The sequence below is a fragment of the Nitrospira sp. genome (assembly GCA_024760525.1).
Classification (GTDB): Bacteria; Nitrospirota; Nitrospiria; order Nitrospirales; family Nitrospiraceae; genus Nitrospira_D.
In genome coordinates this window covers 3905897-3932544 of record CP060499.1, presented here as the reverse complement: position 1 = coordinate 3932544, position 26648 = coordinate 3905897, and the positions used below count along the sequence as shown (strand labels likewise).

24 protein-coding genes are annotated in these 26648 nt (G+C 56.4%); all 24 read left to right on the top strand.

Features of this window, described 5'->3' with window-relative positions; translation table 11 throughout:
* Window positions 1-79 precede the first annotated feature (79 nt).
* The 24 genes from H8K04_18480 to H8K04_18365 all read left to right on the top strand — a co-directional run bounded on the left by H8K04_18480 (window position 80) and on the right by H8K04_18365 (window position 26629).
* On the top strand, window positions 80-2143 hold the full coding sequence (locus H8K04_18480) for a hypothetical protein (GenBank protein UVT15761.1): 2064 nt from the start codon (window positions 80-82) through the stop codon (window positions 2141-2143).
* Between the two features lie 84 nt (window positions 2144-2227).
* Window positions 2228-2926 (top strand): hypothetical protein, encoded by a 699-nt coding sequence (locus tag H8K04_18475; GenBank protein UVT15760.1) that lies wholly within the window; start codon window positions 2228-2230, stop codon window positions 2924-2926.
* A 286-nt stretch (window positions 2927-3212) separates the two neighbouring features.
* Entirely contained in the window at window positions 3213-3941 is a 729-nt protein-coding gene (locus H8K04_18470) for a hypothetical protein (GenBank protein ID UVT15759.1), read from the top strand.
* 175 nt (window positions 3942-4116) lie between these two features.
* Window positions 4117-5046 (top strand): gamma-glutamylcyclotransferase, encoded by a 930-nt coding sequence (locus H8K04_18465; protein UVT15758.1) that lies wholly within the window; start codon window positions 4117-4119, stop codon window positions 5044-5046.
* 87 nt (window positions 5047-5133) lie between these two features.
* A complete protein-coding gene (locus H8K04_18460; protein UVT15757.1) occupies window positions 5134-5910 on the top strand; it encodes a hypothetical protein in 777 nt (258 codons plus the stop codon).
* Window positions 5911-6036: 126 nt separating this feature from the next.
* Window positions 6037-6747, top strand: a complete 711-nt coding sequence (locus H8K04_18455; GenBank protein UVT15756.1) for a hypothetical protein — start codon at window positions 6037-6039, stop codon at window positions 6745-6747.
* A 50-nt stretch (window positions 6748-6797) separates the two neighbouring features.
* Window positions 6798-7805 carry a DUF4268 domain-containing protein gene (locus H8K04_18450; protein UVT15755.1) on the top strand — a complete coding sequence of 336 codons (1008 nt, stop codon included), beginning with the start codon at window positions 6798-6800 and terminating at the stop codon, window positions 7803-7805.
* 96 nt (window positions 7806-7901) lie between these two features.
* A complete protein-coding gene (locus H8K04_18445) occupies window positions 7902-8345 on the top strand; it encodes a cupin domain-containing protein (GenBank protein ID UVT15754.1) in 444 nt (147 codons plus the stop codon).
* Window positions 8346-8503: 158 nt separating this feature from the next.
* The gene (locus tag H8K04_18440) at window positions 8504-8731 is read left to right on the top strand and encodes a DUF433 domain-containing protein (GenBank protein ID UVT15753.1); all 228 of its coding nucleotides are present in this window, start codon (window positions 8504-8506) and stop codon (window positions 8729-8731) included.
* Window positions 8732-8778: 47 nt separating this feature from the next.
* Window positions 8779-9003 (top strand): type II toxin-antitoxin system HicB family antitoxin, encoded by a 225-nt coding sequence (locus H8K04_18435; GenBank protein ID UVT15752.1) that lies wholly within the window; start codon window positions 8779-8781, stop codon window positions 9001-9003.
* Entirely contained in the window at window positions 8996-9217 is a 222-nt protein-coding gene (locus H8K04_18430) for a type II toxin-antitoxin system HicA family toxin (protein UVT15751.1), read from the top strand. The genes H8K04_18435 and H8K04_18430 overlap by 8 nt, the downstream gene beginning before the upstream one ends.
* Window positions 9218-9536: 319 nt before the next feature.
* Complete coding sequence (locus tag H8K04_18425; protein UVT15750.1) at window positions 9537-9800, top strand: hypothetical protein; 264 nt, start codon at window positions 9537-9539, stop codon at window positions 9798-9800.
* A gap of 206 nt (window positions 9801-10006) precedes the next feature.
* The gene (locus tag H8K04_18420; GenBank protein ID UVT15749.1) at window positions 10007-11464 is read left to right on the top strand and encodes a TldD/PmbA family protein; all 1458 of its coding nucleotides are present in this window, start codon (window positions 10007-10009) and stop codon (window positions 11462-11464) included.
* The gene (locus H8K04_18415) at window positions 11461-12801 is read left to right on the top strand and encodes a TldD/PmbA family protein (GenBank protein ID UVT15748.1); all 1341 of its coding nucleotides are present in this window, start codon (window positions 11461-11463) and stop codon (window positions 12799-12801) included. Before H8K04_18420 ends, H8K04_18415 begins: the two co-directional genes overlap by 4 nt.
* Before the next feature lie 111 nt (window positions 12802-12912).
* Entirely contained in the window at window positions 12913-13566 is a 654-nt protein-coding gene (locus H8K04_18410; protein ID UVT15747.1) for a hypothetical protein, read from the top strand.
* A gap of 251 nt (window positions 13567-13817) precedes the next feature.
* The gene (locus H8K04_18405; GenBank protein UVT15746.1) at window positions 13818-15455 is read left to right on the top strand and encodes a hypothetical protein; all 1638 of its coding nucleotides are present in this window, start codon (window positions 13818-13820) and stop codon (window positions 15453-15455) included.
* Window positions 15456-15482: 27 nt separating this feature from the next.
* Entirely contained in the window at window positions 15483-16028 is a 546-nt protein-coding gene (locus H8K04_18400; protein ID UVT15745.1) for an LOG family protein, read from the top strand.
* Window positions 16029-16123: 95 nt separating this feature from the next.
* Entirely contained in the window at window positions 16124-16744 is a 621-nt protein-coding gene (msrA, locus tag H8K04_18395) for a peptide-methionine (S)-S-oxide reductase MsrA (protein ID UVT15744.1), read from the top strand.
* Between the two features lie 387 nt (window positions 16745-17131).
* A complete protein-coding gene (locus H8K04_18390) occupies window positions 17132-17443 on the top strand; it encodes a hypothetical protein (protein ID UVT15743.1) in 312 nt (103 codons plus the stop codon).
* Window positions 17444-17933: 490 nt separating this feature from the next.
* A complete protein-coding gene (locus H8K04_18385; protein UVT15742.1) occupies window positions 17934-20582 on the top strand; it encodes an IPT/TIG domain-containing protein in 2649 nt (882 codons plus the stop codon).
* A complete protein-coding gene (locus H8K04_18380) occupies window positions 20579-24277 on the top strand; it encodes an RHS repeat protein (GenBank protein UVT15741.1) in 3699 nt (1232 codons plus the stop codon). Before H8K04_18385 ends, H8K04_18380 begins: the two co-directional genes overlap by 4 nt.
* Window positions 24278-24288: 11 nt before the next feature.
* A complete protein-coding gene (locus tag H8K04_18375) occupies window positions 24289-24735 on the top strand; it encodes a DUF4279 domain-containing protein (protein UVT15740.1) in 447 nt (148 codons plus the stop codon).
* A gap of 128 nt (window positions 24736-24863) precedes the next feature.
* Window positions 24864-26123 (top strand): RHS repeat-associated core domain-containing protein, encoded by a 1260-nt coding sequence (locus H8K04_18370; protein ID UVT15739.1) that lies wholly within the window; start codon window positions 24864-24866, stop codon window positions 26121-26123.
* Between the two features lie 35 nt (window positions 26124-26158).
* Window positions 26159-26629: a DUF4279 domain-containing protein gene (locus tag H8K04_18365; protein ID UVT15738.1), complete on the top strand. Its 471-nt coding sequence runs from the start codon at window positions 26159-26161 to the stop codon at window positions 26627-26629.
* The last annotated feature ends 19 nt before the right edge of the window (window positions 26630-26648 follow it).

Here is a 26648-nt window from a genome sequence, read left to right as displayed (position 1 = left end):
ACATTTTCAGCTCAGGTTGGCCGTTGCTATTTGATCTGTCGCGCGCCTAGGATCCGTGCCACAAGGCTGAGGGCGCTCGATGCGATATATCTTGCTGTTCTTTTTGTTCGCCTTTCCCTTCAATGCCGATGCTCAGCAACCCCGCAAACCGTCCGACAGACCCTCGTCGCTGAACGCAGAAGAACAACGGGACATTCACGATCACATTATCGAGAGCATCCGTCTGCACTCGGTGTGGATGACGGTCACGGCCGAGCCGACTTCAGAGCAGAGGAACCGTCTCTTCTTTGAACAGATCCTGTCGAACGACTGGCTTTCACCGGACGCGCGGCCGGCGTTTGACAAGATGCTCGCTCCCCATGTCTCCACCCTCCGCGCCATGTTCCCGCAAGTCGAACAACAGGCGCGCAAGGATCTGGAACGGCGGCGACAAGCGCTGCCGAATGCGTCATGGCTGGAGTTGGATGAATCGCAAGCCGTCGTGCGACCGGCATCCTATCCAAACCCTCCATCGTTCAAACGCTTCTTCCCTTCTGTCCGTGCGGCGCGCGATCAAAATCCTCATCTGACTCTGGTGGACGGGCCTATGGGGGGCGCCATGCACAGCGGCGGCGGGTCGGTGACTCAATCCAGCGACAAGGGGTCCGCGATCTTGTCGATGACGCTCGATGCGCTGGCAGTCGACGATGAACATGTCGGCTCGGATGACGGCTACGGGTTCGGCATCGATACCGAGGCTAAGGACAAGAGCGTCTCGGGAGGCGGAAAATTTGGGATGAAGATCAGGGCCGTCGTACCGCGCTGCCCGACGGCTGAAGGGATTTTGTCAGGAGATGCGCAACTCACCGTAGATATTTCCAGCTCAGTCAGCGAGGGCGGTCAGACGACGATAAGCCGTAAGATGGAGAGCGTCACCGCGCAAACTGAGGGCGAGGTGACGGACGAGGCCATGCTCAAAGAGATTCGGGTGGATGTGACATTCGTGAGCGAAATGACCACACGAAATGGAGGTCTGGCCAAACATGCTACGGGAGGAACCACGGCCGTGCGTGCCATGGTCAAGGCGGTGCTCGACCCGGGCGGCGGCATTCAGCAGATGTCGGCTCCGACCTGCGCCGTGTCACAAGGGGCGAATGTCGTCTCCGGGGTGTTGGAGAGCGATTGCCTCTCTATGGCCAGAAAAGGTGTAGACGTCATTGCGTATCTTGCGAAGAAAGCCTATGGCGAAGCCGAAGATAAATGGAATAAGCCGGAGGACCAGCAAAACGGCAGCGAGTGCGTGAAATTGCACGTTACCCCACCGACGAAAACGGAGGAGGTGGGGCCGGGCCAATCCACCGACGTGACAACGGAGATCCACACGGTGAAGAGCGCTCAACCGACCTGGGGTCGGCTATCCGAGATCGAAGATTATCGAGGCGGCCATGCGTCGCCGGCTTCCGTTGGAACTGCGCCCAAGACGCCGGCGGTGTTTCGGTTCGTCGCTCCATCGGACTTGGGCGACCCGAACGATCCACCGGGTTTTTACGTCAACAAAGGCACATCGCGGGCCGGACGCATCAAGTCCAAGAATCTCTGGCAACTGGCCGCGCCGTCGCTGGTGCTGGAATTCGACAGCATGATCGTCGGGACGGTGCAGTATGGGAAATCGCATGCCCGCGCCGTCGTGCCCTTGCGCTATACGAGAGAGCGAGGCTACGTCGGTCAGGGACCGCTGTATTACGAGACGGTCCCGTCACAGATGATTCCCTGTATCGTGGTCGTCGAGGGCAAGGGAGTGACCACGTTCGATGTGACAGCGGGCGTGCCCCAACAGCGCAATGGAGCGGTGGTGGATTATGGGCTGTTCATCCGACCTGGGGATACGGATGAGGTCGGCCGCGTCACACCCTGCAAAGGGCCGCCCCCGCCTCCGGTGCCGACGGCATTCTGGAGCGGCCTGTTCACGATCACACGGTTTATGACGTTCAATTGGCAACTGGCGGGTTTTCCCGTGAACGGCTGGACGATCGTGAACCAAGGCGACGTGTTGGCAACCAAGATCATGACCACCACCTGCAGCAAGCTCTGCAACGAAACCACGACGATGACGCTCAAACGGAAGTCGAGACCAGCGGCTCAGCCGGCCGGCGGCGGACCATGAGCAGGACGCATTTGCGCGACGTTTCGCAGTTGCCGTTGAATTGTCGTTGGCGTACAATCCGTGCGGTTTTGTCGAGGGGGGTCGATGCGATACCTGGCACTGTCCATTCTCCTTCTGTTGCCGCTCACCGCCTCCGCCGGCAACATCAAAGACACGGATCTTATTTCCAGCAACACGTTCTTCCTGCCGCCCAGCACACAGAAAACAGTCTTCATTCAGGCTCGTAACTCGTCCGACAATCAGGGCGTTTCGTTTCATGATCTGGGACCACGCTTAGCCGCGAAGGGGTATCAGGTCGTGAGCGATCCGGATAGCGCGCATTACATCGTGTTGGCGAACATCGTCTACTGCAACATCACGAAGCCCGAGATGCCGGTCGAGTCAATGGTGGCGAGCGGCTATGGGTCGGCCTTCAGCTCGACGATGGGGGCCATGCAAGGCCTGACCAGCATGGCGAGCATGGCGGGCCCGTATGGCGCGATGGGCGGCGCGGCAGCCTCCATGGGATTGAGCGCGATTCAAGGGATCAGCGATCTGATCAGCTCCTCGTCATCAGGTCCCAAAATGCCGGACGACGTGAACTATGCCTGCGTGGCCGACATCCAGATTACAGAACAAGCTGTCGGGCAGCTTCCCGGCGGAATGAAATCAGGAACAGGGGAGGAGCCCGGCGTGTACCAGACGAGGCTGGCCGCCGATGTGCACCAAAAGAAATTGGATGAAGCCGAAGCGACGCCGTTACTCCAACAGAAACTCAGCGCCGCTGTGGCAGGCAACTTTTAGCAGGATGCTGAAAAAGTCCGCCAGCGGCGTTCTCGCATCGCTCAGAGGCTCAACCGTGAAGAAGAATCAAACTGGTGGAGTTTATCCGTTCACCAGGATCAATTCGATGGGTGAACGGTTCACACGAAGTGCGGTATGTACCTCCTCGCTTCTTCGCTCGCTGCGGCCTTGCCCGGTGAAATGCGCGTCTTGGCGCGCTGGGGTGGGCGGGTGAGAATAATGGTTTTTTGAGCATCCTAAAATAATTCTGGCGTCAGCACCGAGTTTTTCCGCAGTCTGCTAGATCATGAGATCACGCGCCCTCATCCTCACGTTCGTCATGCTGGCTGCAGCCACAACCGGCTGTTCCAACGTGATCCGATCCGGCCTTATGAACAGCAACACCATCTTCCTCGATCCCAATACCAATCGTAGCGTCTACACCCAACTCAGGAATGTCTCGGAAAACCAGCAGGTGACGTTGAATGAGGTCAACACGAAGCTGACGGCAAAGGGATATCAACTGGTGCCAGTGCCGGAACAGGCCAACTACTGGATACAGGCCAAGGTGATCTACTGCCACAAGGCCGCCGACGATGTGACGCCGGAAAGCGTGGCCAAATCGGGCCCGGGCGCGGGTATCAGCAGCGGAGGCACCGCGATGGCCTCGGCCGGTTCCATGGGTGACGGGCCTGCCATGGGAATGGCCGGCATGCCGGACATGAGCGCGATGATGAGACAGGCCATGGCCATGAGCGGTGGACGAGCAGGATTCGGCGGGATGCCCGGCATGTCCGGTATGCAGCCGCCGCCGAAGGAAGACGGTGTGACCTACGTGTGCATCACCGACGTGCAGATTACCGACCGCAAGATGGGCAAGACATTGGGTCAGCCGTCGGGAAGCCAGACGGCAGCCGTGCAGAAAGTGCAGAAGATGAGAATGGTCGGCCACGTGCGGCAAAAAAGTTTAGACATTCCCGAAGCCACCCCGATCGTCCAAGAAAAAATCTCCACCGGGATTGCAGGACTGTTCTAGCCCGGTTCGCATAAGAACTCGTACCAAACGTTTCCGTCTCGGTCACTCATTGAAACGGCACCGGGTCTGGCGTATTGGTCACCAACAAAAGTGAAGGTGCCATACGAATAGAACTGGGCAGATCAGGCTCTTATGCAGATCTGACTAAGCATAGCTAGACTGCATGAAGGTCGCCATGAGTATTCTCGCTAAGTTGAAGAGTCCAGGCCACATCACTGAGGCCGTTATTCACGTGAACGAAGCTCGGAACGCGATAGAAAGCTCCCGGTCATTCGTCGAGATTTCGCGTGGGCTCTTTGATGCTTTGAACAAGATTCAGACCGAATGGCTCCTAGATCATCCCAGGCAGCCCGGTGAGAAGATCGGCGAAGTCAAAACATTTCAATTGATGACACACGGGCTGCCACCTGAAGCAAGAACCAGCTTTCTTCGCAGTTCGCAGCTCGGGTCGCTCGTGGACTTCGAACCACGGGTCATGAACCATGACACCCTGAGGAATGGTGGATATCGCCCGGCCAGCGAGATCCCTGTTGCCTTGGCCAAGGCTGCCTCGAAAGAGCACCAAAAGCTCGTGACAGCGTACCGACAGCTTGAGTCGTCAAGGGACAGCGAGACTGAAGATCGTGTGCTCAAACGTGCTGCGGAAATGCTCTACGTAGTGCGATCCAATATTGCCCATGGTGAAAAGCCTCCCTACGACCCGAATCATGAAAAAAGGAAGCGTGATGAAAGCGTCTGCGCGATTATCATACCTCTGCAACTCATGTTGATCGATCTCCTTCTTGATCGGCCCAGCACGAAGCTTGTCGCTTACGGCACGCTTGCACCTGGCAAATCTAACCACCGATTCATTGAGAACATCTCGGGTGCTTGGAGAAATTGTACCCTGCGAGGATCAATGGACGTAATTGACGGGCTTCCCATCCTTTCCTGGGACCCTGCAGGACCGAACATTGATGCGCAAGTTCTGCTGTCTGAACAGTTACCGGAGCACTGGCCCCGTATTGATGATTTCGAGGGCAGCGCGTACAAGCGACGACTGATTACGATCAGCACATCCGGTGCAATCGACGTGGCATTCATCTACGTCGGAACAAGCCAATGACATAAGAAACAATCAAGGGGTCCGCCCCCTTAACTTCCATGCGATTCCGTAGTTATCTTCACCGTAATTAGGTGTCCAGGGAGGACTATGAAGACCCCAAGCGTCAAGAGCTACTACTCCGCGCTTCAGGCGCAGTTTCGCCTTCAGTCCAGCATCCTGACAGACGTACTACCTCATTCAGGAGAGCGCGGACGTAACAACGAGGAACGATTTCGCGAGTTTCTTAGCCGAGTTCTACCGCGGAAGTATTCAGTTGGTTCCGGATTCGTTGTTTGCTCGGACGCCTCGGTATCGGTTAGCAGCCAAACCGATGTTGTGCTGTTTGATGAGTTCCAGAATGCACCGATACATAGAGAACTAGCATCTCATGTGTATCCGGTCGAGATTGTCTACGGCACAGTAGAGGTTAAGGGTCGCCTTGAGAGGCGGGATCTTCCGAAGATTTGTACCGACATAGCGAAGATACGTACTCTCGGACAATACCGCTATTATCTAAAGTACTCAGCTGTCCATAAATCGGACGAGCAACCTACAAAGCAGATTGTTGGCAGATCCGAACTCCATTCCAACGTTCCACCAAGAGCGTTTGTCTTTGCCTACGAACAGAAAGGTTGGGAGTCCCTTAGTGACTTTGTAGACGATCTCGCGGAAGAGGCGCGTAGAGTCTCGACCCATATTCATGGATTAGCTGTTTTGGATTCTGACTGGCACGTGAGCCAAGAGGCATATGCGGAAGATCCCCCAAAATTCGAGGTGGCGGAAGGAGATGCGCTCCTCAATTTCGTCAATGGAATGCTACATTCCATTGGAAGTGTGGAGATGATGCAGATGTCGATTGACAGGTACTACCATGAGAGCTCCTAATCCCCAACCATGACACAGACCCTTCGTAGCCTCGCTTCGCGCGTTCCGAACCAACGGCTGCACCGGACATCTGATACGCAGCTATACAGGTGTTCCAAGTCTGTTGGTGGGTCCCCGTAGGTTTCTATGAACGACATTGAGACCATCCTGCAGTGGCCTGATATGGAAACTTCGAGGACCCCACAGGAGCTCTACGACTGGGTAAATTCAAAATCATCTGAGCTATCCGAAACTGCTGAAGGGAAACGCTATGCTCGCTCTGGGGCGTTACTGCCGAAAAAGCTTTGGGATGAAATTCGACCGCTTGGACTCTTTGCTTATTGTCTTTACGGTCAGAGAACTGACGTGAAATGTACGCCAAGTCTTACGAACGACAACTATGATGGCAGGATCGATTTTTGCGATTCATCCATGCCATCGATTTATGTCGAAGTGACTTATGCGAAAGACGGCTACGAAGAACATTTACGACTAGAGGTCTTAACCGCGAAAGGTTCAGTAAATGCTCTGGGGAAAGTATCAAAGTCCGGAACGAAAGCATCTGGCAATCGAACCGTAGAGGTGGAGAATGAGGCTGTTAAGCACGATGAAACGCGGAGCAAGGCACTGGAGATCGTGAAGACGAGAATCCACGGAAAAAGTGGTAAACAGTACGGACCGAATCACGTACTCGTTATCGTAGTGGACGACTATCTAGCGTTCCGAAGAGAAAATGATCGAGTAGTATTGGTCGAATTTGTGAAACCCATCGTCAAAAGCGTACAGCTGGATTTTAGGGCGGTATTTGTGCTTGGTGCTACAGGGAACTACTTGGATTGTGTTTACGGGGAACTCTAATTATTAGAACAACAAAAGGGGTCCGACCTTTTAGCTTCTCCTGAGAGGACATGAGCATGAACGATAGCAAGAAGCCCCTGGGCCGCCTCGAGCGGGTCTCGCTTCGAGAGTTTTGGCAGGACGAAGCTCGACATTTCACACCGTGGCTGGCGCAGCCAGACAATCTAAAGCTTCTCGGCGATGCACTTGGAATCGAACTGGAATTCGAGGCAACGGAGTCACGCGTCGGCGTCTTTAAGGCCGACATTGTAGCGAAGGAGGTGGGTACCGACGATCGTGTGATCATCGAGAACCAACTCCAGCGCACCGATCACGATCACCTCGGTAAGTTGCTGACCTATGCCGCCGGGCTGGGCGCCAAGACGGTAGTGTGGGTCGCCGAGGAAATCAGCGACGACCACCGTCGTGCTCTCGACTGGCTCAACGAGATCACCGGGGAGATGTTTTCCTTCTTCGCACTCGAAATTGAACTGTGGAGGATCGGTGAGTCAGCACCAGCGCCAAAGTTTAACCTGGTATGCCGACCAAACGATTGGGCCAAGAGTCTGACTAGCCCAGACTCGGTCGGTGAGCCGACTGAAACGAAGCTTTCGCAGTTGGAATTCTGGTCCGCGCTCGTCGAATGCGGAAGGAACAAAGTAGCTTCTGTCAACTTTCGAAAGCCGAGAGCCCAGCACTGGTACTCACTTGCCGTTGGCCGGTCTCGATTCAACCTGTCACTCACGGCAAACACGAAGTTGCACCGTATTGGATGTGAGCTCTACATTCGACATCCGACGCACTCGAAGAAAGCATTCGCTTTGCTGCTCACTCAGAAAGAGGCGATTGAGGCTGAACTGGGTCCTCTCGATTGGCAAGAACTTCCACATCGTCGGGACTGTAGGATCGTTCAGTATCGTAGCGCTGACATCGAAGATCGTACCCAGTGGACAGAACAGCACGCATGGCTGCTGGAACGCCTGGGCGCATTCAAGCGGTCCTTCTCAGAACGTGTACGAGCGCTCGCTCTAGGAGTAGATGACGCCGAGGAAATGGATGACGCCGAGGAAACCGCCTAACGACGTACTGCAGTGGACGGCCCTGCGCGCCGCTGCGGAAAGCCACGTTCGGCGGTACGGCACACAATCTCCATCTTTATGGGAGGCAGCGAGGACATGAGTGTTCAACCCATCGTTTTAAGACCGGATCAGCATGAGCCCGCGTTGAATGTGGTCGGCACGCAGGTGACGGTGTTGGCGTCGAACGCGGCCACGCAGAGCTATGGGATCACCTTGCAGCAGGGCGCGCAAGGAACAGGCCCTCAACCGCATCGCCACGATTGGGACGAAGCGTTCTACGTCCTGAAAGGTGAGATTCGTTTCCTTTGCGACGGGAACGTCTACGACTGCACGGTCGCGACTCTCGTGCACGTTCCCCGAGGAACCGTGCATGGCTTTAGCTACGGAAGTGGCGGTGGTCAGATGCTCGAGATTACCGGGCCTGGTGCGTTGGCGGCTCAGATGTTCACGGCGATCGACAAGGAGATTCCTCCTGGACCGCCGGATGTGCCAAAGTTGCTTGAGGTGCTCACGCGCAACGGCGTAACTGTTGTGGTGTGACCAGCATCGCCCGCTTGCCGGACACATGCCCGATCCCATGCGCTGTTCCAAGGCTGACCTCCTTTGCAATAGTAACGGCTTTGTGGCGACATATCCTTATAGGGGTTACGCACCAACGCGCTGTGATATATTAATGACCATATTCGGAGGTATCGGCGATGGACTGGAGGGCCTGCATTTCGACTGACCCACGAATCATGCATGGTGCCGTGTGCTTTCGAGGGACGCGAATCCCTGTATCGGTGGTTCTGGACAATCTCGCTGCAGGCGAAACACCTGAACGCATTCTCGATCAATACCCCTCGCTTCGGCCCGAGCATATTCCTGCGGCGATCGGCTACGCTGCGGACTTAGCAAGAGAACGTATTGTTCCCATATCCGTCTAAGTGCCTAAAGGATTTGGAAATAAGTTTCTAAGGAAGTAGGGTGAATCATGGGATCCAGAAGCTACACGGCGATTGTGGAGAAGGAAGGAACGGGATATGTCGCGCTCTGCCCTGAACTCGATGTAGCCAGTCAAGGGGACACCGTTGAATCCGCTACCGCGAATTTGAAAGAGGCTGTCGAGCTGTTTTTAGAATGTGCCGATCCTGCCGAAGTAGAACGCCGGCTTCACACCCAGGTCTATGTCACCCGTTTTGAAGCGGCGCATGGGTAAGCTCCGCATCCTTTCCGGCCGGGAGGTCTGCCGTATTCTTGAACAACACAGCTTCCAGCTCGTTCGGCAACGAGGTAGTCATATGGTTATGCAACGGCGTACCGATGGTGACACCGTAACGATCCCGGTTCCTGATCACCCCGAAATCAGAATTGGCACGCTGCAAGCCATCATCCGTCAAAGTGGCATCCCTCGCACCGCTTTCGAGTCCTGATTCATACCCGAAATACAACGGCCAAGTCATCCACCGCGAGCTATGCACAAAAAAGCCTTCATGGCTTGTCGTTGCGTTGGCATGCCACGGCAGATTTTCGATTGGGGCTAAGAACAAAATGGTCGTGGGCGGTGGGTGTCCGTAGCCCACAGCCGCAGCTCATTGAAACAGCATTCGGTCTGGCGTATGGTTCACCAACAGTTGTGGTGTGCTGCGCGAACAAAAAAAGGCAGAACCCGCTGTTATAGGATTCACAAGGTCGCGCTCGAGCAGAAATAACAACGGCGCACTTCTACATTCCAGGAAGGGAGCAAACCCCATGGCAGACGCAAAAGAGCAGATGACGAAAGCGGTGGAGTATCTCAAGCAGCAGCGAGACGAGTTGCAAGTCCAGCTTCATCTGGCGAAGGCGGACGCGAAGGACGAATGGGCTCGCTTAGAGAAACAGTGGGAAGAGATAAAACCAAAATTGGAGGGAGCGCGGGAGGAAGCCGGGAAGACCGCAGAATCCGTCAGCACCGCGCTGGGTCTGGCCATCGAAGAATTGAAGAAGGGTTATGAGCGGTTGAAGGGCCGGTTGTGAAGGAGATATCACGAAAGCATCGGTAAGCTCGTCGAAGATTATCAGCAAGATCGAGTTTCATTGCCGCGGCCATACAGTTGGATCATCGCTATGGCTTGTTATTAGGAATGCTCGTCGCGTTCCAGTGATCTCAATACGCTCACCGTTTCGCTTCCCACCTGTTATACTGATTTCGTTCTGCATTCGTCCTCTGTGAGAATCGCAATATGAACACTCCGACGTGGGACGAGTTCGCCGAGCTTGCGCTCAAACGTATTGCGGCCTCGGGCGCCGAGTACGGCGATATTCGCATTCAGGACAGCACTACGGAACACCTCGAAGGTGAAGATCGGCGAATCGCCTCGATCCGAGACCTTCATGACCGAGGGTTCGGCGTGCGTGTGCTCTATCATGGAGCCTGGGGGTTTGCGGCGAGTTCGATTCTGTCCCTTGAAGAAGTGCCGCGAGTCGCAGATCTGGCTGTCGAGATCGCTAAAAGCTCCGCGTCGGTCGCCATCGAAAAAGTGCGGTTGGCGGCGGAGCCGGTGTATCGGGACCGCGTCGTCACACCCTATCGCATCGATCCGTTCAGCGTACCGTTGGAGAAGAAGGCCGACTTGCTGCTTCAGACGATGGACACACTGCAGCGGCAATCCGGTATTGCGAGAAGCAGTGCCGGCCTGTGGGCGCGCCGGGACAAAAAGTTGTTTGTCTCGAGCGAGGGATCGCACTTGGAGTTCGATCTATTGGCGGGGCAAGGCGAGTGCACGGCGACCGCGCTGCACGAAGGCCGGTTCGCCTCGCGCAGCTTCAACACGCCCCACCTCAGGAAAGGCTATGAACTGATCGAGGAGGCCGACTTCCTGCGGGAGGCTTCGCGCGTTGCCGGACAGGCGGTCGAAAAAGTCAGGGCTCCGGCGGTCGATGCCGGCCACTATGATCTGGTGCTCGACCCGGAGCACCTGTCCTTGACCATCCACGAATCCTGCGGTCATCCGAGCGAACTGGACCGCGCGATCGGGTACGAGGCCAATTACGCCGGGACCAGCTTCCTGACGACCGACAAGCCGGGTAACTTTCGGTATGGCTCACCCGCCGTGAACCTCGTGGCCGATAACACCGAATCAGGGACGCTCGCTGCGACCGGCTACGATGACGACGGGGTGTTGTGCCAGCAATGGGACATCGTTCGCAATGGGATCTTCGTCGGGTACTGTACGAACCGGGAAGTGGCGCCGAAGATCGGCGAGTCTCGTTCGCGCGGCTCGAATCGGGCCGACGGCTGGGCGAATATTCCGATCGTGCGCATCGCCAATATCGGGCTCGAAGCGGGCGAGGCCACGCGCGATCAACTGATCGAAGACGTGCAACGCGGCATCTATATCGAAGGCCATGGGTCCTATAGCATCGATCAGCGCCGCTACAATTTCCAGTTCGGCGGCGATGCGTTTTGGCTGATTGAAAACGGCAGACGGACGCACATGCTGCGGGACGTGATCTATCATGGGATCACCCCGGAATTTTGGAACAGCTGCGACGGGGTTGCCGATCGGACCTCTCGCCGCCGGTACGGCTTCATCACCTGTGGGAAGGGGCAGCCGGGGCAGTCTGGATGGATGACCCATGCCGCCTCTCCGGCAAGGTTTCGCCGCGTCCAAGTGATCAGAGGCGAAGGCAGCTCATGACCGTCCTGAGCGATAAGTGGCCGAAGATGACCGGCCACGACGAGTTCCGCTTTCTCAGCGACATGATCATGACTCGCTCGTCCGCTGATCATACGATCGTGAGTCTTCGCGACCACCATGCCGGAACGACACGGTTTGCCAACAATCAGGTCATCCAGAATGTCGATGCCCGGCGTGGCATGCTGACGGTCACGGTCGCCTTTGGCGGGCGGCATGGGACGGCGAGCACGACAGATTTTTCTGCGGGGGCGATCCAGGATGCGTTGGCCCGTGCCGAGCGGATCGCTCGAGTGTCACCGGCCGATCCCGAATATCTTCCGCCTCCCGCTCCTTGCCGGTTTCCCAACCGGGAGGCGGCCAAATCGGAGACAGTGGCGGCAGGGCCGGTGCGACGGCTGGAATACGCCAATGAAGCGATCGGTCAATGCCGAATGGAAAATCTCATGGCTGCGGGCGTGGTGTCGTCATCAGGGACCGCGGTGGGGATCGCCGCCGAGAATGGACTGTTCGGCTATGAACGTCGAGCCGATGCGAGGTTCAGCTTGACGGTGCAAGCGGGTGATGCGACGGGGTGGAGCGCGGCAGCCCACCGATCGATCGATCATTTGAAAGTTCAAGAGCGGACGCTCGCCGCTATTACGAAGGCGAAGCGAGGCCGTGATGCATGCGAGCTTCCGGCGGGACGTTATCCTGTCATTCTTGAACCGGCTGCCGTGGCCGGCCTCTGGGCATGGCTGCTATGGTCACTGGATGCCAAGTCGTATGTGAAAGGGACGAGTCCTTTCGCCGGTAACCTGGGACACACGATCGTGGACGAACGGCTGACACTGCGGAATATTCCGGATCATGCCGATCTACTTGGAGAAGGATTTACCCATGAGGGGTTGCCGAGTACGGATTCGGTGTGGATCGATCGTGGCGTCTTAAAACAGCTGGCCTACGACCGATACACGGCGAAGACCGATGGAGTGGAAACCATTCCGACACTGGAAGCCCCTGCCTTGTCGGTCGAAGGGCCCGCGGCACATTCGATTCAGGACCTCATCAAGGGTGTGGAACGCGCGATTTTGGTAACGAACTTTTGGTACATCCGCCCCGTGAATCCTCGCGAGCTCATACTGACCGGCATGACCCGGGACGGCACGTTTCTGGTCGAAAAGGGTGAGGTTGTCTCGGCGGTCAAGAACTTCCGCTTTCACGAAAGCCCCCTCCAGGTATTTCGGCACATCGACCGGTGGACTTCGCCGATGGAGGCGGTGAATTCAGAAACCGGAAAGATGCTGGTCCCGGCCATGGCGTTGCCCGAGTTTCGGTTCTCCAGCGTGACCCGGTTCTAGCAGGGTCATGAGGAATTCGAACCTCTTTGCAGGCCTATCCGGATAAAAAGATTGACTCTTTCGTCTGCCGGTAGTAGGTAATTGATTTGGGCTGCGAAGGAACGTCGTCATATGGCACAGCGATTCAACAAAGAGCCGATCAACCTCATTCATCGGATTCCCTCGCAGAAGCAGATCGACGAGGCACGGCCGGTGCCTCCGCCGTATGGGCAGTTTCTTCTCGATGCCGTAGCCGTGTGCTGGCGCAAGGCGGTTGAATTCTTTGCCCGTGTGACGCGATACGAAGAAGAAACTCCGCCGCCCGGTCCTGCTGCCGCCGAATCACAGCCCATCAGCCTCACAACCGAGCAGATTGAGATCAAGCCGGATCACGTCGCTGACGGTGCGCCCAGCGCAGCGGCAAGCGTAGAACAAGTCCGAAAAGTTGAGACCACCGTTGTCGAAGACGTAGTGACCGGCCAACAGCCGGCACCGGCTCTTGTTCAACCGGAGGAAGTCGCTGAACTCAGAGCGTTTCTTCTTGGGCAGCAGGAAGATATCGCCCGCCTCTCCACACAAATTCAGGAACTGAAATCGCTGGTGGTTTCTCAGCAGCAGGTGCTTGTCCACCTTGGGAAGGAACTCGAAGCGGGTGTCTTTTCCGCGGCGGCCGGTGAGAGTATTGCCGCTTCGGCCAAACGGAATCGAGTCGTCCGGAAAAAGCCGATCCTAAAGGACAAGCCGATTGCGCCTCAGGAAAGCGAAGGCCCGTCCCTCAATCTGTAAACCGCGCGTGGTGTGACCGACTTGATCGCTGAGCCTGGTTCGACGCACACCCGGAACTCCGGCACCTCTTCCCTCCCATCACGACGACCATCGAAGAAGCCTTCGGTCGGAACCCTGTCTGCCGTCTGCTCAGAATTCATCCCGAGAGTGTTTCAACCAAGAGAGGGCGAGCCCTCCTGATCCACCCCATCGATCACAGAGAGCACTCATCATCTAGCCAGGTCGAGGTCGTGTCTGCTACAAAGCTGGTCATGAGGATTCCTAGCCTGCTGCTGTGGAGTGTGTTTACGCTGACTCTGGTACCGCACGCCACCGGAGTGGCCGCCGAACTCCATACGCCTCGGGTCCTGCTTTTTGATAATCTCGGCACCCACCATCACGCCATCACGACAACATCCGAGGAGGCCCAAAAATACTTTGATCAAGGGTTGCGGTTGCTCTACGCCTTCAACCATGAAGAGGCGATTCGGGCCTTCGAAGAAGCCGCTCGTCTCGATCCGTCGGCAGCGATGGCCTACTGGGGAGTGGCGCTCGCGCTGGGACCGAACATCAATGCGACGATGAATAAGACGGACGAACGGCGCGCAGGAGATGCCCTGCAGAAGGCCCGATCGCACAGCGCGCATGCCAGCGCCGGAGAACAGGCGTATATCGACGCGCTCGGCAAGCGATACAGCGGGAAGAATCATGGGCGCGCGGCTCTTGATAAGGCCTATGCGGATGCGATGCGCGCGTTATGGCGACGGTTTCCTGACGATCCGGATGCAGGGGTGTTGTTCGCTGAGGCCATGATGGATTTGCGACCGTGGGATTTGTGGACAGTGGATGGGCGCCCCAAGGCCGGCACCGAGGAAATCGTCTCCACGTTGGAGTCCATTCTGGCGCGGTTCCCGAATCATCCTGGGGCCTGCCATTTTTATATCCATAGTGTGGAAGCCTCCCCTGCTCCGGAACGGGCGCTGGCCTGCGCGGAGCGTTTACCCGGGCTCATGCCGGGCGCGGGTCATTTGGTCCACATGCCCGCCCATATCTATATCAGGCTGGGACGGTACCATGAGGCCGCTGAACGCAATACACATGCGGCAAAGGTGGATCAGGACTATCTGAATGGGAGAACGTTGAGCGGCAATTATGCCGATGGCTACTATACGCACAATCTCCATTTCCTCTGGGCTTCGTTGGCGATGGAAGGACGAAGAACTGAAGCCTTGAAGGTTGCCCGTCAACTGACCGGAACGATCACCGAGGAGGAAGCGCGCAAGGACCGGTGGAAAGAACTGTATCTTCCGGTACCGTTGTGGTCGATGATCCGGTTCGGGCAATGGGACGAGCTGCTGCGCGAACCGGCCCCTCCTAAGGGGTTGCGGCTACAGCAGGCCATGTGGCGGCTGGGTAGGGGAATGGCGCTCGCGGCTTCGGGCCGCCTGCCGGGATCCGAGGGCGAACACGCGGTGCTGGCCGACATGGCGAAACGATTTGGACGCCATCGCACCACGGAGGAGAAAACCGAACGGGCCTTGGTCAAGCTCGCGGAGCGACTCCTGGCCGGCGAGATCGCGACCCATCGCAAACGCTACGATGAAGCCATCAAGGCGTTGGTGGAGGCGGTCAAGCTGGAAGAGGCCCTGCCGTATGCCGAGCCTTCCTTCTGGCCGATTCCGGTGCGCCACTATCTGGGTGCGGTATTGCTGAGGGCCGGTCAACCAGGTGAGGCGACCGTGGTCTACCGGGCTGATTTGGCCAAAAACCCTCAGAACGGCTGGGCCTACTTCGGGCTGATCCAGAGCCTCCGTGCTCAGCAGAAAGACAGTGAGGCGACCGCCATCGAGGAGCAATTCAAGAGTATCTGGGCACACGCCGATGTGACGTTAACGTCCTCTCGATTGTAAGAATCTACACGAGCACTGTGGGAGACCGTGATGCGATTTGTTGTAGGGGTGATGGGGCCGGCGAAGGCGGCAAAAAAGGATCTCGATAATGCGCGCGTCCTTGGAGAATTCATTGCGCGGCGCGGCTGGGTCGTCTTGACGGGTGGCCGTGACGTCGGGGTGATGGATGCCGCTTGTGAAGGCGCCAAACGGGTCGGTGGAAGCTTGACCATCGGGATCCTGCCGACAGCCAAAGACAAGGTGTCTCGCCATGTGGATGTGTCGATCATCACGGAAATGGGGAGCGGCCGCAACAACATCAATGTCTTGACGAGCCACGTCGTCGTGGCATGCGGACTGACTGGATCAGGGACCGTGTCGGAGGTCGCTCTGGCGGTGAAAGCCGGCAAGCCCGTCATTCTCGTGGAAGCCTCGTCAGCCGACGTGGCCTTCTTCCGCAAACTCGACAAGCGATTGGTCAATGCGGCGGCATCCCCGGAAGAAGCGATTGAGCTCATCATGAAGCTCATGGATGGGCGTCAACGCCGCGCGCGGCGGGCCGACCCGGACCTCTATCCCTATCTGCCTGTGTGAAGACCGAGGGACGCCCACCCACCTTTCCATCGATCGCCGTAGTAAGATGTAAGAAACGCCGCCCTGGGACGACGATGGAGGGGGAGGACGCAATCATGGCTATTCGTCGGCAACTGACATTCCTCGCAGTTGGTTTACTGACCTGTGCGACGCTTTTTACTTGGCCTTGGAGCGGATCACTGAGCGCGGCGACCACCGCGAAAGCGTACTTTGCGGGCGGTTGTTTCTGGTCCATGGAATTGGCTTTTGAGAAAGTTGATGGCGTGCTCGGAGTGGTCTCCGGCTACATGGGCGGCACGGTCGCCAATCCCACCTATGAACAGGTCTCAGCGGGGAAAACGGGGCACGCGGAGTCCGTCGAGGTGACCTATGACCCTTCGAAGGTCAGTTATCAGAAACTATTGGATGCTTTCTGGCACAACAGCGACCCCATTACGCCGAACGGGCAATTCTGCGACTTTGGCAATCAATACCGATCGGTCGTGTTCTATACGACCGATGACGAAAGGCGGCTTTCGGAAGAATCCAAGAGCGCGCTCGATCAATCCAAACGGCTCCCTGCACCGATCGTGACCCAATTGGTCAAGGCTTCAGCCTTCTATCCAGCCGAGGACTATCACCAGGATTTCTACAAGAAGAACCCGATCCGATATAAGTACTATAAAATCGGATGCGGCCGAGACCAACGGTTGGAAGCGCTCTGGGGGAAGCCGTAGGTCCGGGTATTCGTGAAATGTATCCTCTAAGAGGCCTCAGTCTGGAACACGTTCCAGCCTGATGGCCGAAACTCCTCCGATTGTTGCGCTTCTGCTGCTAGTCGCCGGCCTTCGAACGTTCCAGTCCAGAACCTGCCTCCGAACTGAGAGCGGCCCGTATCGGGCCAATCATGGTTTTCCAGTCAATGGATAGCGCATACTACTTACGGTGCTCCACGTCCGTATATTGTATTGCTTGAATAGCTGCAGTATAGTCGCGGCGGATGGAGAGCGCAGGCGCTCGACTGCGTGTTGCATGATGCAGCGCTCCGCAGCGAGTCGGTGCAAGTCGTGCGGGAATGATGGAGACTTCGGGAGCCATACCACGTAGTACTGCCGGGTTTTCACATGACCCCTGACGAGCAGGTGAGACAGAGAGCGAGTATCACCCTGTTCGCCTATCTCGCTGCGGCGTATGGTGCCGTCTGCACGGTCCTGTTGTTCTTTCTGCCGGAGGGTACTCAGCGCTCGGAACAATTCTTGGTGATGTCGATATTCAGCATCGGTGGGTTTTGCAGCCTCTATAGCTGGTTGTTATTGCTCCTCCTCACAACACAACAAGGCGAAGCGCGAGAAAGGACCGAGAGGCGCCTTAAGCTGGTTTCCTTGGCAGGAATCATGCTGGTGGCCACTCTCTTCGTAGCTTTGCTCGTCGTGTAGCATCCAGAAGAATGGGATGTTGCTGTCCAACGCCGAAGTAAAGGTCTGTGGCACGACTTCTTCGGACGTCCAAGGACCCAGACGATCAACCCCACATCGATCAATTTTGTGCGTGACTGGTTGAATCCTGTACAAAAGGGGGACGGGCGACGGTCACAGCAAACTTCCTGCCAAAGCTGCGTATCGACGAACTCATCACGAAAGCCGCGTTAATCGAAACGCATTCCTTGCACAGCGATCGATCGGCTCACCGATTGCATCCGGTGCTGCACGCTCCAACCCAGGACACAATGACCATGTCGCAAAGTGTCACAGGACGATGGTTCCCCAAGAAGAGACCGAATGGCCTTTCGGCTAGAGCCATTTTCTGGTCTTGCAACAAATCACAAATACCGTAAGTTATTTAACGTAAGATAAGTCTCACGCATGAACTGGTGAAGTTGCGTGGTGATTCTCCCTTTGCGTCAATGACCCTGAAGACGGAGCAACGATGAGCGCGATCCTCTTTCGTGTGTATCAGCGGGTCACTAGCAGTCTAGCTGTCACCACCACCGCCACCGTCGTTGCCCTGGTACTCTTTGGGCCTGCCAGCCCCGCGGCCGATATCAGTTACGTCTACGACGATGCGGGCCGTCTCTTGGCGGTCATCGATCCGGCCAGCGACACAGCCATCTACGTCTACGATAGCGTCGGCAATCTGACAGGAATCACGCGGCAAGCGTCCTCGACCCTGGTTATTATCCAGTTCACGCCTTCGTCGGGTCCAGTCGGTACTCCTGTGACCATCTATGGGACCGGCTTCAATGCTACGCCGGCATCGAACACCGTCAAGTTCAATGGCACGACGGCGACGGTTCTTACAGCTTCCACCACAGTGTTGACCGCGAATGTCCCCGGCGGAGCGACGACTGGGCCCATCAGCGTGACCGTTGGGGCCAACACGGCGACCAGTGCGACGTCGTTTACCGTTGGAACCGGCGGCGTCCCGACCTTATCGAGTTTCAGCCCTGCCGTTGGGAACTACGGTGCGACAGTGACCCTGACGGGAACGAATTACGAGACGACGCCGATCAATAACCGCGTCGCCTTTACGGCCGCCATGGGAGCGGTGGCCACGGCATCCAGTACCAGCCTCACCGTGCCGGTCCCCAGTACTGCCCAAACCGGACCGATCTCGATCTCGACCATCTACGGCAAAGCAACGAGCGCCCAGGAATTCTATGTCGCACCGCCTGGGGTGGTCGCGGCAGATGTCCAATATACCGGCCGTGTCACCGTGGATGGGTCGACCGTAACGGCGTCCGTCACGACGGCCAATAAAACTGGCTTGATGGTGTTCGATGGAACCGCAGGGCAACGCGTCAGCATTGGTTTCAGCGGCGTGACGGCTCCGCAGTTCGCGGCGTCCGTCTATCGCCCCGATGGCGTCTCGATGACCATTCCGGTCCCCTCATTCAGTACCAGCGGCGGCAGCATCGATCTGGCAGTCCTGCCCCTCACCGGCACGTATACGATCTTGCTCGATCCGGTGAGCACCTACACCGGGAATATCAGTGTCACCGTTTCGACGGAATTGACCGGCACGATTACACCCGGTGGGGCGGCGGTGCCGATCTCCGTCACGCGGGTGGGCCAGAACGCGCGGTACACCTTTACCGGGACTTCCGGACACACCATCAGCCTCGGGGTCACCTCTGTCACGATGGCGGCGTTCAATGCGTCCATCCTCAAGCCGGATGGGACGACCCTTGTTGCGCCGACTTCTTTTGGCACCAGCGGCGGCGCGATCGATAGCCAAATCCTGCCGGCCTCCGGGACCTATACGATTCTCATCGATCCGTCCAGTGCCGCTACCGGCAATGTCACGCTCACGCTCTATAACACCCCCGATGTGACGGGCACAATCACCATCGATGGTGCCACGGTCACTCCAACCTTGACCGTCCCTGGGCAGCGTGCCCGTTATACATTCACCGGCACGGCCGGGCAATGGGTGAATCTCGGGATGACCGGCGTGACGATCAGCTCGAGTACCGTTTCGATGCTCAAACCGGATGGGACGACGTTGGTCTCCACTTTCATCGGAACCAGCGGCGGAAGTCTCGATCCCACGACGACGCTGCCCACGGCTGGCACCTACACGATTGTCGTGGATCCCTCCGGTCTTGCGACCGGCAGCATGACCCTTACGCTCACGTCGCCGCTGACGGGGACCATCACGCTGGATGGCGCCGCAGTGCTGCTCAGTCTCACGAAAGCGGGTCAAACCGCCCGCTATACCTTCAGCGGGACCAGCGGGCAGTGGCTCAGTCTGGGCCTGACGTCGGTGACCATTGCGTCCAGCACGGTGACGCTGCTCGGTCCCACTGGAACACAACTCGCCTCGACGACTGTCGGAACTAGTGGGAGTGGACTCGAACCTTCTGGCGTACTCCCCACGACCGGCACCTATACGATCGTCGTCGATCCATCTGGGACCAACACCGGCACCATCACGCTCACGCTGATGTCGTATCTCTCCAGCACACTCAATCTGGACGGTACTCCAACCACCACGAACATCACCCCCATCGGCCGGAATTCGCTCTACACGTTTACGGGGACGGCGGGTCAGTGGGTCAGTCTCGGCATGACAAGTGTGACCATCACCTCGGCCACGGTCACTCTGTGGAAGCCGGATGGCACTCAGTTCGCGTCTACGACCGTCGGCACCAGCGGGGGGAGCCTCGATGCGCCGACCGCTCTCCCGACGACCGGAACCTATACAGTCACCGTCAATCCCACTGCACAGTACACCGGCAACATCACCTTGACGCTCTCGACGGAGGTTTCAGGCAGCGTCACGATCAATGCGGCGGCCACTCCGGTCACGATCAGCCGGGCCGGGCAGAACGCCCGTTACACATTTGCGGGAACCGCCAGTCAACAGGCGACCGTTAAGATCACGAGCAATACGCTGGGCAGCGTCAGTGTGTATCTGTACACCCCGAGCGGGAGCTTTCAGACGGGGACTACGAACTCAGCGGCGAGCTTCAATCTCCCGACGGTAACGCTGGGCACGACAGGAACATACACGATTACCATCAATCCGCTGACGACAGCGACGGGGAGTCTTAACCTTCAGGTGACGAGCCCATGAGAACCACATGGCGAATCCTACTATGTGTTGTGACATTGTGTCTGATGAGCGGAGCCATTCTGCCAGCCCATCTTGAAGCTCAAGTGCTGCTCGACCGAGGTATGGTGGGGGATACCCCGATTCGTCCCGGTGAACTCCTCCAAACCGGGCAAACCGGCACCATGTATTTTATGGGGCGTGCGGGTACCACCTCCTTAGAAGCCTCGCCGATCTATGACGCAGCGGCCTGGATCAAGGTCTGCTGCCCAGCAGATTCTATTCCTCCCGGTTGGGCGGGCCCTTATTTCGGAGGGGCCATGGTGCAGTGTGCACCTGGTGGAGGCGATGCAGGTGGCATTAGTTATCGAACTCCCCTGCTTTATGGCGCAATCACAAGCATTTCATGGGGTACGTACTGTATGGCAGGGAATAATCCTGCGTACAATACGATCTTTCATCTTGCTGGTCAGCCCAATGCGCCCACATTTCTGCCGTGGCCTGCCAATGAGGCTAATACGCCGTGCCCGGATGATAAGTGTGCTGATCCGGTCAGTATGATGACTGGGTTGTACTATCAGGAAGACGTCGATATTGAGATTCCCGATGTCCTCCCAATTCGACTGGTTCGGACCTATCGCACTAAGGACACCGGGGTCCGAGCATTTGGAATCGGGTCGAGTCATCCTTATGAGCAGTACATGCTGCGCGATGATCTCTGCAGCGTCGTGCGCATCATTCTGCCGGATAGTGGGTATCGGGAATTTACTAGAACGACGGGAACCAATTGCCTAGACTCGACCCTGCAACATACCACGACGCAAACCGCTTTCTATGCCGCAACCTTTGCATGGGATCAAAATCTCCAGCGCTACCGTTTAAAATTCAAAGCCGGGACGGAGTGGCACTTCAGCGACTATGGCTCGCTCGTGGCGATGGTGGATCGAAACGGCAATACCTTCACACTGACTCGGGCTGCCGCTGGCGGTATGGCAGGGAATCTCACGAAAATCACCACCCCCAATGGACGCTATCTGACGTTCACCTATGACTCCAGTAATCGGATTACCCAGGTTGCCGATATCCTGGGCCGCACGGTGACTTACACCTATGATGGAAGCGGGCGGCTCTGGAAGGTGACCAATCCCCTCAGCGGCGTCAGCGAGTACACCTATGATGCCTCCCATCGCTTGCTGACCGCCAAAGAGCCCAACGGTAATCTCCATGTGACCAATACGTATGATGCTAACGGACGGGTGGCGACGCAGACGCAAGCCGACGGCACGACCTATCAATTTGCCTATACACTCGATGGAAGCGGCAAGGTCACGCAGACCGACATGACGGACCCACGCGGCTATGTCAAACGGGTTACGTTTAGCAGTGCAGGCTATACATTGACCAGTACTGACGCATTCGGCCAGCCCGAAGCCCAATCCACCACCTATGAATGGCAAGCCGGCACGAATCTCTTGCTCAGTGTGACCGATACAATGGGGCGCAAGACGGCCTATACCTATGACAGCAAGGGCAATGTGCTGACCGTGACGAGACTGGCGGCGACGCCAAATGCCGTCACCACGACATTCACGTATGAGCCCACCTATAGTCAGGTCGCCACCGTCACCGATCCTCTGAGCCATACCACGACATTCGGCTACAACACCAAGGGCAATCTCACGACGATCACCAATGCCTTGAGCAAAACCACGACGATCACGGTCAATGGCCAAGGCCAGCCGCTCACGATCAAAGATCCACTCAATCACACGACGACGTTCACCTATGAGCTCGGTGATTTGATCTCGGTCAAAGATCCGTTGAATCGCGAGACCAAACGGATGCTGGATGCGGCGGGCCGGCTGCGTAGCCTCATCAATCCCCTCGGGCAGAAGACGGTCTACACGCCTGATGCCCTCGATCGCATCACCCAGCTCACCGACGCGATCAACGGCGTCACCCAATTCGGGTACGATGCGAACAGCAATCTCTTGACCGTCACCGATGCCAAGAGCCAACAGACGGTCTACACCTACAGCAACATGAACCGGACGAGCACCCGAAAAGATCCGCTCCTCAATACGGAAACGTACACCTATGACAACAACGGCAATCTGGCGACCATCCTTGACCGCAAAAGCCAGACGACCACCTATACCTATGACCCATTGAATCGCAGGACGAAGACGACTTTCCAGGATGGCACGTCCACGAACTACACCTACGACGCGGGCAATCGGATCACGCAGGTGCAGGAAAAGAATTCTGTCGGAACGGTGGCGGCGACAATCACGAGGGCGTATGACGGCTTGGATAGACTCACACAGGAAGTGACCCCACAGGGCCAGATTGACTACACCTATGACAACGCGAGCCGAAGAGCAACGATGACGGTCGCGGGCCAACCACAAGTGACCTATACCTACGATAACGCCAATCGCCTGACGGCGATCACCCAGAACACGAGCACGGTGACGATTGGGTATGACGATGCGGATCGACGGACCAGCGTGACGTATCCAAACACCAACAAGGTGGAGTACGCGTATAACGGCGCCTCCGAACTCACGAGCCTGACCTATAAGCAAGGCGCCACGACCCTCGGCGACCTTACATACACCTACGATGCGGCCGGTAACCGGATCAAAACCGGCGGCACGTTTGCTCGGAGCAACATTCCTCCGGCTCTTACGACGACGAATTACAACGCCAACAACCAGCAAACTACATTCGGGACCACGACTGAGACCTATGATCTGAACGGGAATCTGGCGACATCCGCCGATGCCGGAGTGACGACCACGTATACCTGGAATGCCAGAAACCAACTCACGGGCATCAGCAAGACCGGTTTCACTGCGTCCTTCACCTACGACTCCTTTGGCCGTCGGACTGGTCGGACTGTGAATGGAGCGGTGACCAACTATGTTTATGACGGGCTCAACCCTGTACAGGAAAAGAACGGAGGCACCGTTACTGCCAATCTGGTTACGGGGATCGGCATTGATGAGCTCTTTACCCGAACTGATGGAGTTGGAAGTCGCGCTCTGTTGCCCGATGCACTTGGTTCGACTGTTGCCTTGGGAGATGGCACCGGCACGCTGCAAACACAGTACACCTACGAGCCATTTGGGTTGACGACACAGACTGGTGCCGACAGCACGAATAGCTACAAGTATACCGGACGGGAAGACGATGGCACCGGGCTCATGTACTACCGCGCACGGTACTACCAGCCGAGACTGCAGCGGTTTATTAGTGAAGATCCGGTACGGTTTGCCGGTGGAGATACCAATTTCTATGCATATGCGTTTGGCAACCCAATCCGTTTTCGAGATCCGGTTGGGAAGAACGCAATGCTTATTGGTCCGCTGGTATTGTCGCCCCCTGCTCTATTGGCAACAACTATTGTCATTGGCGGTGTTGGTGCATATTATTACTATCTACAACAAAGTCAGGTTCCATCCCCTGATGATCATCTTATTTTTAACAAGCCAGATCGATCGGCCAAGCCTAGAAACTGTCCGACTGGCACGAAACCTATAGACCAATTCCCTGACTTGGACACCGATGATATTCACGCGATAAAGAAAGGTCTTGGTGCCAAGCCTAAAGATTGGGTTGGCATTACTCCTGATGGTGATGTGATCGTAGGCGGTGATGAAGGCCAAGCAACAAACCAAGGGCCATACAAAAAATTTCTCCCCTGGGATAAGTGACGTAAGAAACCATGTATCCAGCTAAATATAAGATTTCTCTTCGCATAACCCATCCCAGCATGGATCCTGAAGACATTTCTGGGCAACTAGATCTGAGCCCGTCGAGGAAATGGAAAGCAGGATCCCAAAGAAGCACCCCGGCAGGTGAACAGCTCGCGGGGACCAATAAGGAAACATATTGTGTATTTGATCTAGACGAGAAGGTCGGGAGTGACCTTGAATTAACACTGTGCGCATTGACGACAAAGTTCCGTAACTTCGAGAAGTTTTTTAAGAAAGTTCGGTCGACTGGTGGGACCATTGAATTTTTTGTCGGACTATTTGTCAAAGTAAATACGGGGATCGTGCTGGACAGGGGTTTGATGGCCCAGTTAACTAAGCTTGGTATCGATCTATCCTTCGACATTTATGAGTCCCATCGTCCTAGAAAAGTGGCAGCTCGACAGGTTGCGAGATGAAGCCGACTCACGAGATTCCCATTGTAGACATGGCTGTTTTACCTCATACATCCACATTTGATTAAGACCTCGGCGATCTCGTTACAGCACCGATGCACTCAACTGAATGCATCTTCTATCGAGCGACCATGACGGTCGCGGGGCAGCCGCAAGTGACCTATACCTACAATAACGCCAATCGCTTGACGGCAATCACCCAGAACACGAGCACGGTGAGCATTGGCTATGACGATGCCGACCGGCGAACGAGTGTGACCTATCCCAATACCAACAAGATTGAGTACGGCTACAATGCCGCCTCGGAATTGACCAGTCTCACTTACAAACAGGGCGTGACTACACTTGGGGATCTGACCTATACCTACGATGCCTCTGGCAACCGGATCAAAACCGGCGGCTCCTTTGCCCGTACGATCCTCCCTCCCGCCTTGACCACCACCGATTACAATGCGAACAACCAGCAGCTGACCTTCGGCACGAGCACGGAAACGTACGATCTCAACGGGAATCTGGCAACATCCACCGATGCAGGAGTGACGACCACCTACACCTGGAATGCGAGGAACCAGCTTACGGGGATTACCAAGACAGGGTTTACTGCATCGTTCACCTATGACTCCTTTGGCCGGCGCACGGGCAAAACCATCAACGGCACGACAACCAATTTTGTGTACGATGGCCTGAATCTCGTGCAGGAAAAGAATGGAGGCACCGTCACGGCGAATCTCTTGACCGGGCTCGGGATCGACGAGTTCTTCACCAGAACCGACGGAGTTGGGAGTCGCGCCCTGTTGCCCGATGCGCTTGGCTCTACCGTTGCTCTTGGGGATGGAACAGGTGCGCTCCAGACCCAATACACGTACGAGCCCTTTGGCTTTACAACACAGACGGGGTCAGCCAGCACGAATAGCTACAAATACACCGGACGGGAAGACGATGGCACCGGGCTCATGTACTATAGGGCTCGGTACTATCAGTCGAGGCTGCAACGGTTTATCAGTGAGGACCCAATTGGGTTGCGAGGCGGTATTAATTTATATCGGTACGTGAGCAATAATCCAATCCGTTTTCGTGATCCGCTTGGTCTGGAGCATCCTCGATGTGCAGATATCAGGGCAGCAATAAACAGCCTTAATGAAATGCTCAATGCTCCAGGCCAATGTCCAGATAGGGTGGGTATTCTTAAGGAACTTAACAGGCTTGCAGATGAGTACCGGGCACTTGGATGTGATGGAGGTAATGATGGCGGCCATACAGTTGATCCAGTACCAAGCAGGCCTGGACAAGAGGATCAGAAGCTAAAACAAGCAGCACGCATAGCAGCGGCAACGGCCTTAGCTATAATCACCACAATTATTACAAGAGTTCCGGTGCCACTCTTTCCTTAGATACTTGGCAATGGATTGCAAGCCTTGAACGATTCATGATGACACCACTACCAAATACAGAATCTTTTGTCAGCGCGACGCTATACCTCACATCCGGAGAGTTAGCACCTTCTGTAATAGCAGAGCGGCTTGGACTGACTCCCACAAGAATGCGGTACAAGGGAGAGTTTGTGGCAGTGGAACGTCCAGAGCTCGGGCGTGACCCTGATAACTATTTTATTTTGGAGGTCCGGCGAGTTGTGCAGCGAACTGAAGCCACGTTCACACAGGATGATTCCGCTACCCAGCTGCTCAGGACTGCTATTGAGGAACTGATGGGCATGATTGAGCCTGTTGCAGACAAACTGCTTCAGTTGCAGGTTTCCGCGACTCTCATGTGTGCGTATCGTGCCATGCATGCACCACAATGGTTTATCTTGCCAAACACGCTTCTCTGTCGACTCGCAGCACTGAACCTATCAGTTAAGGTGCTCTGGACCTCCCCTGATTCAAAGCCAGAAGCTTAGGGCAGCAGTGTACAGCCTC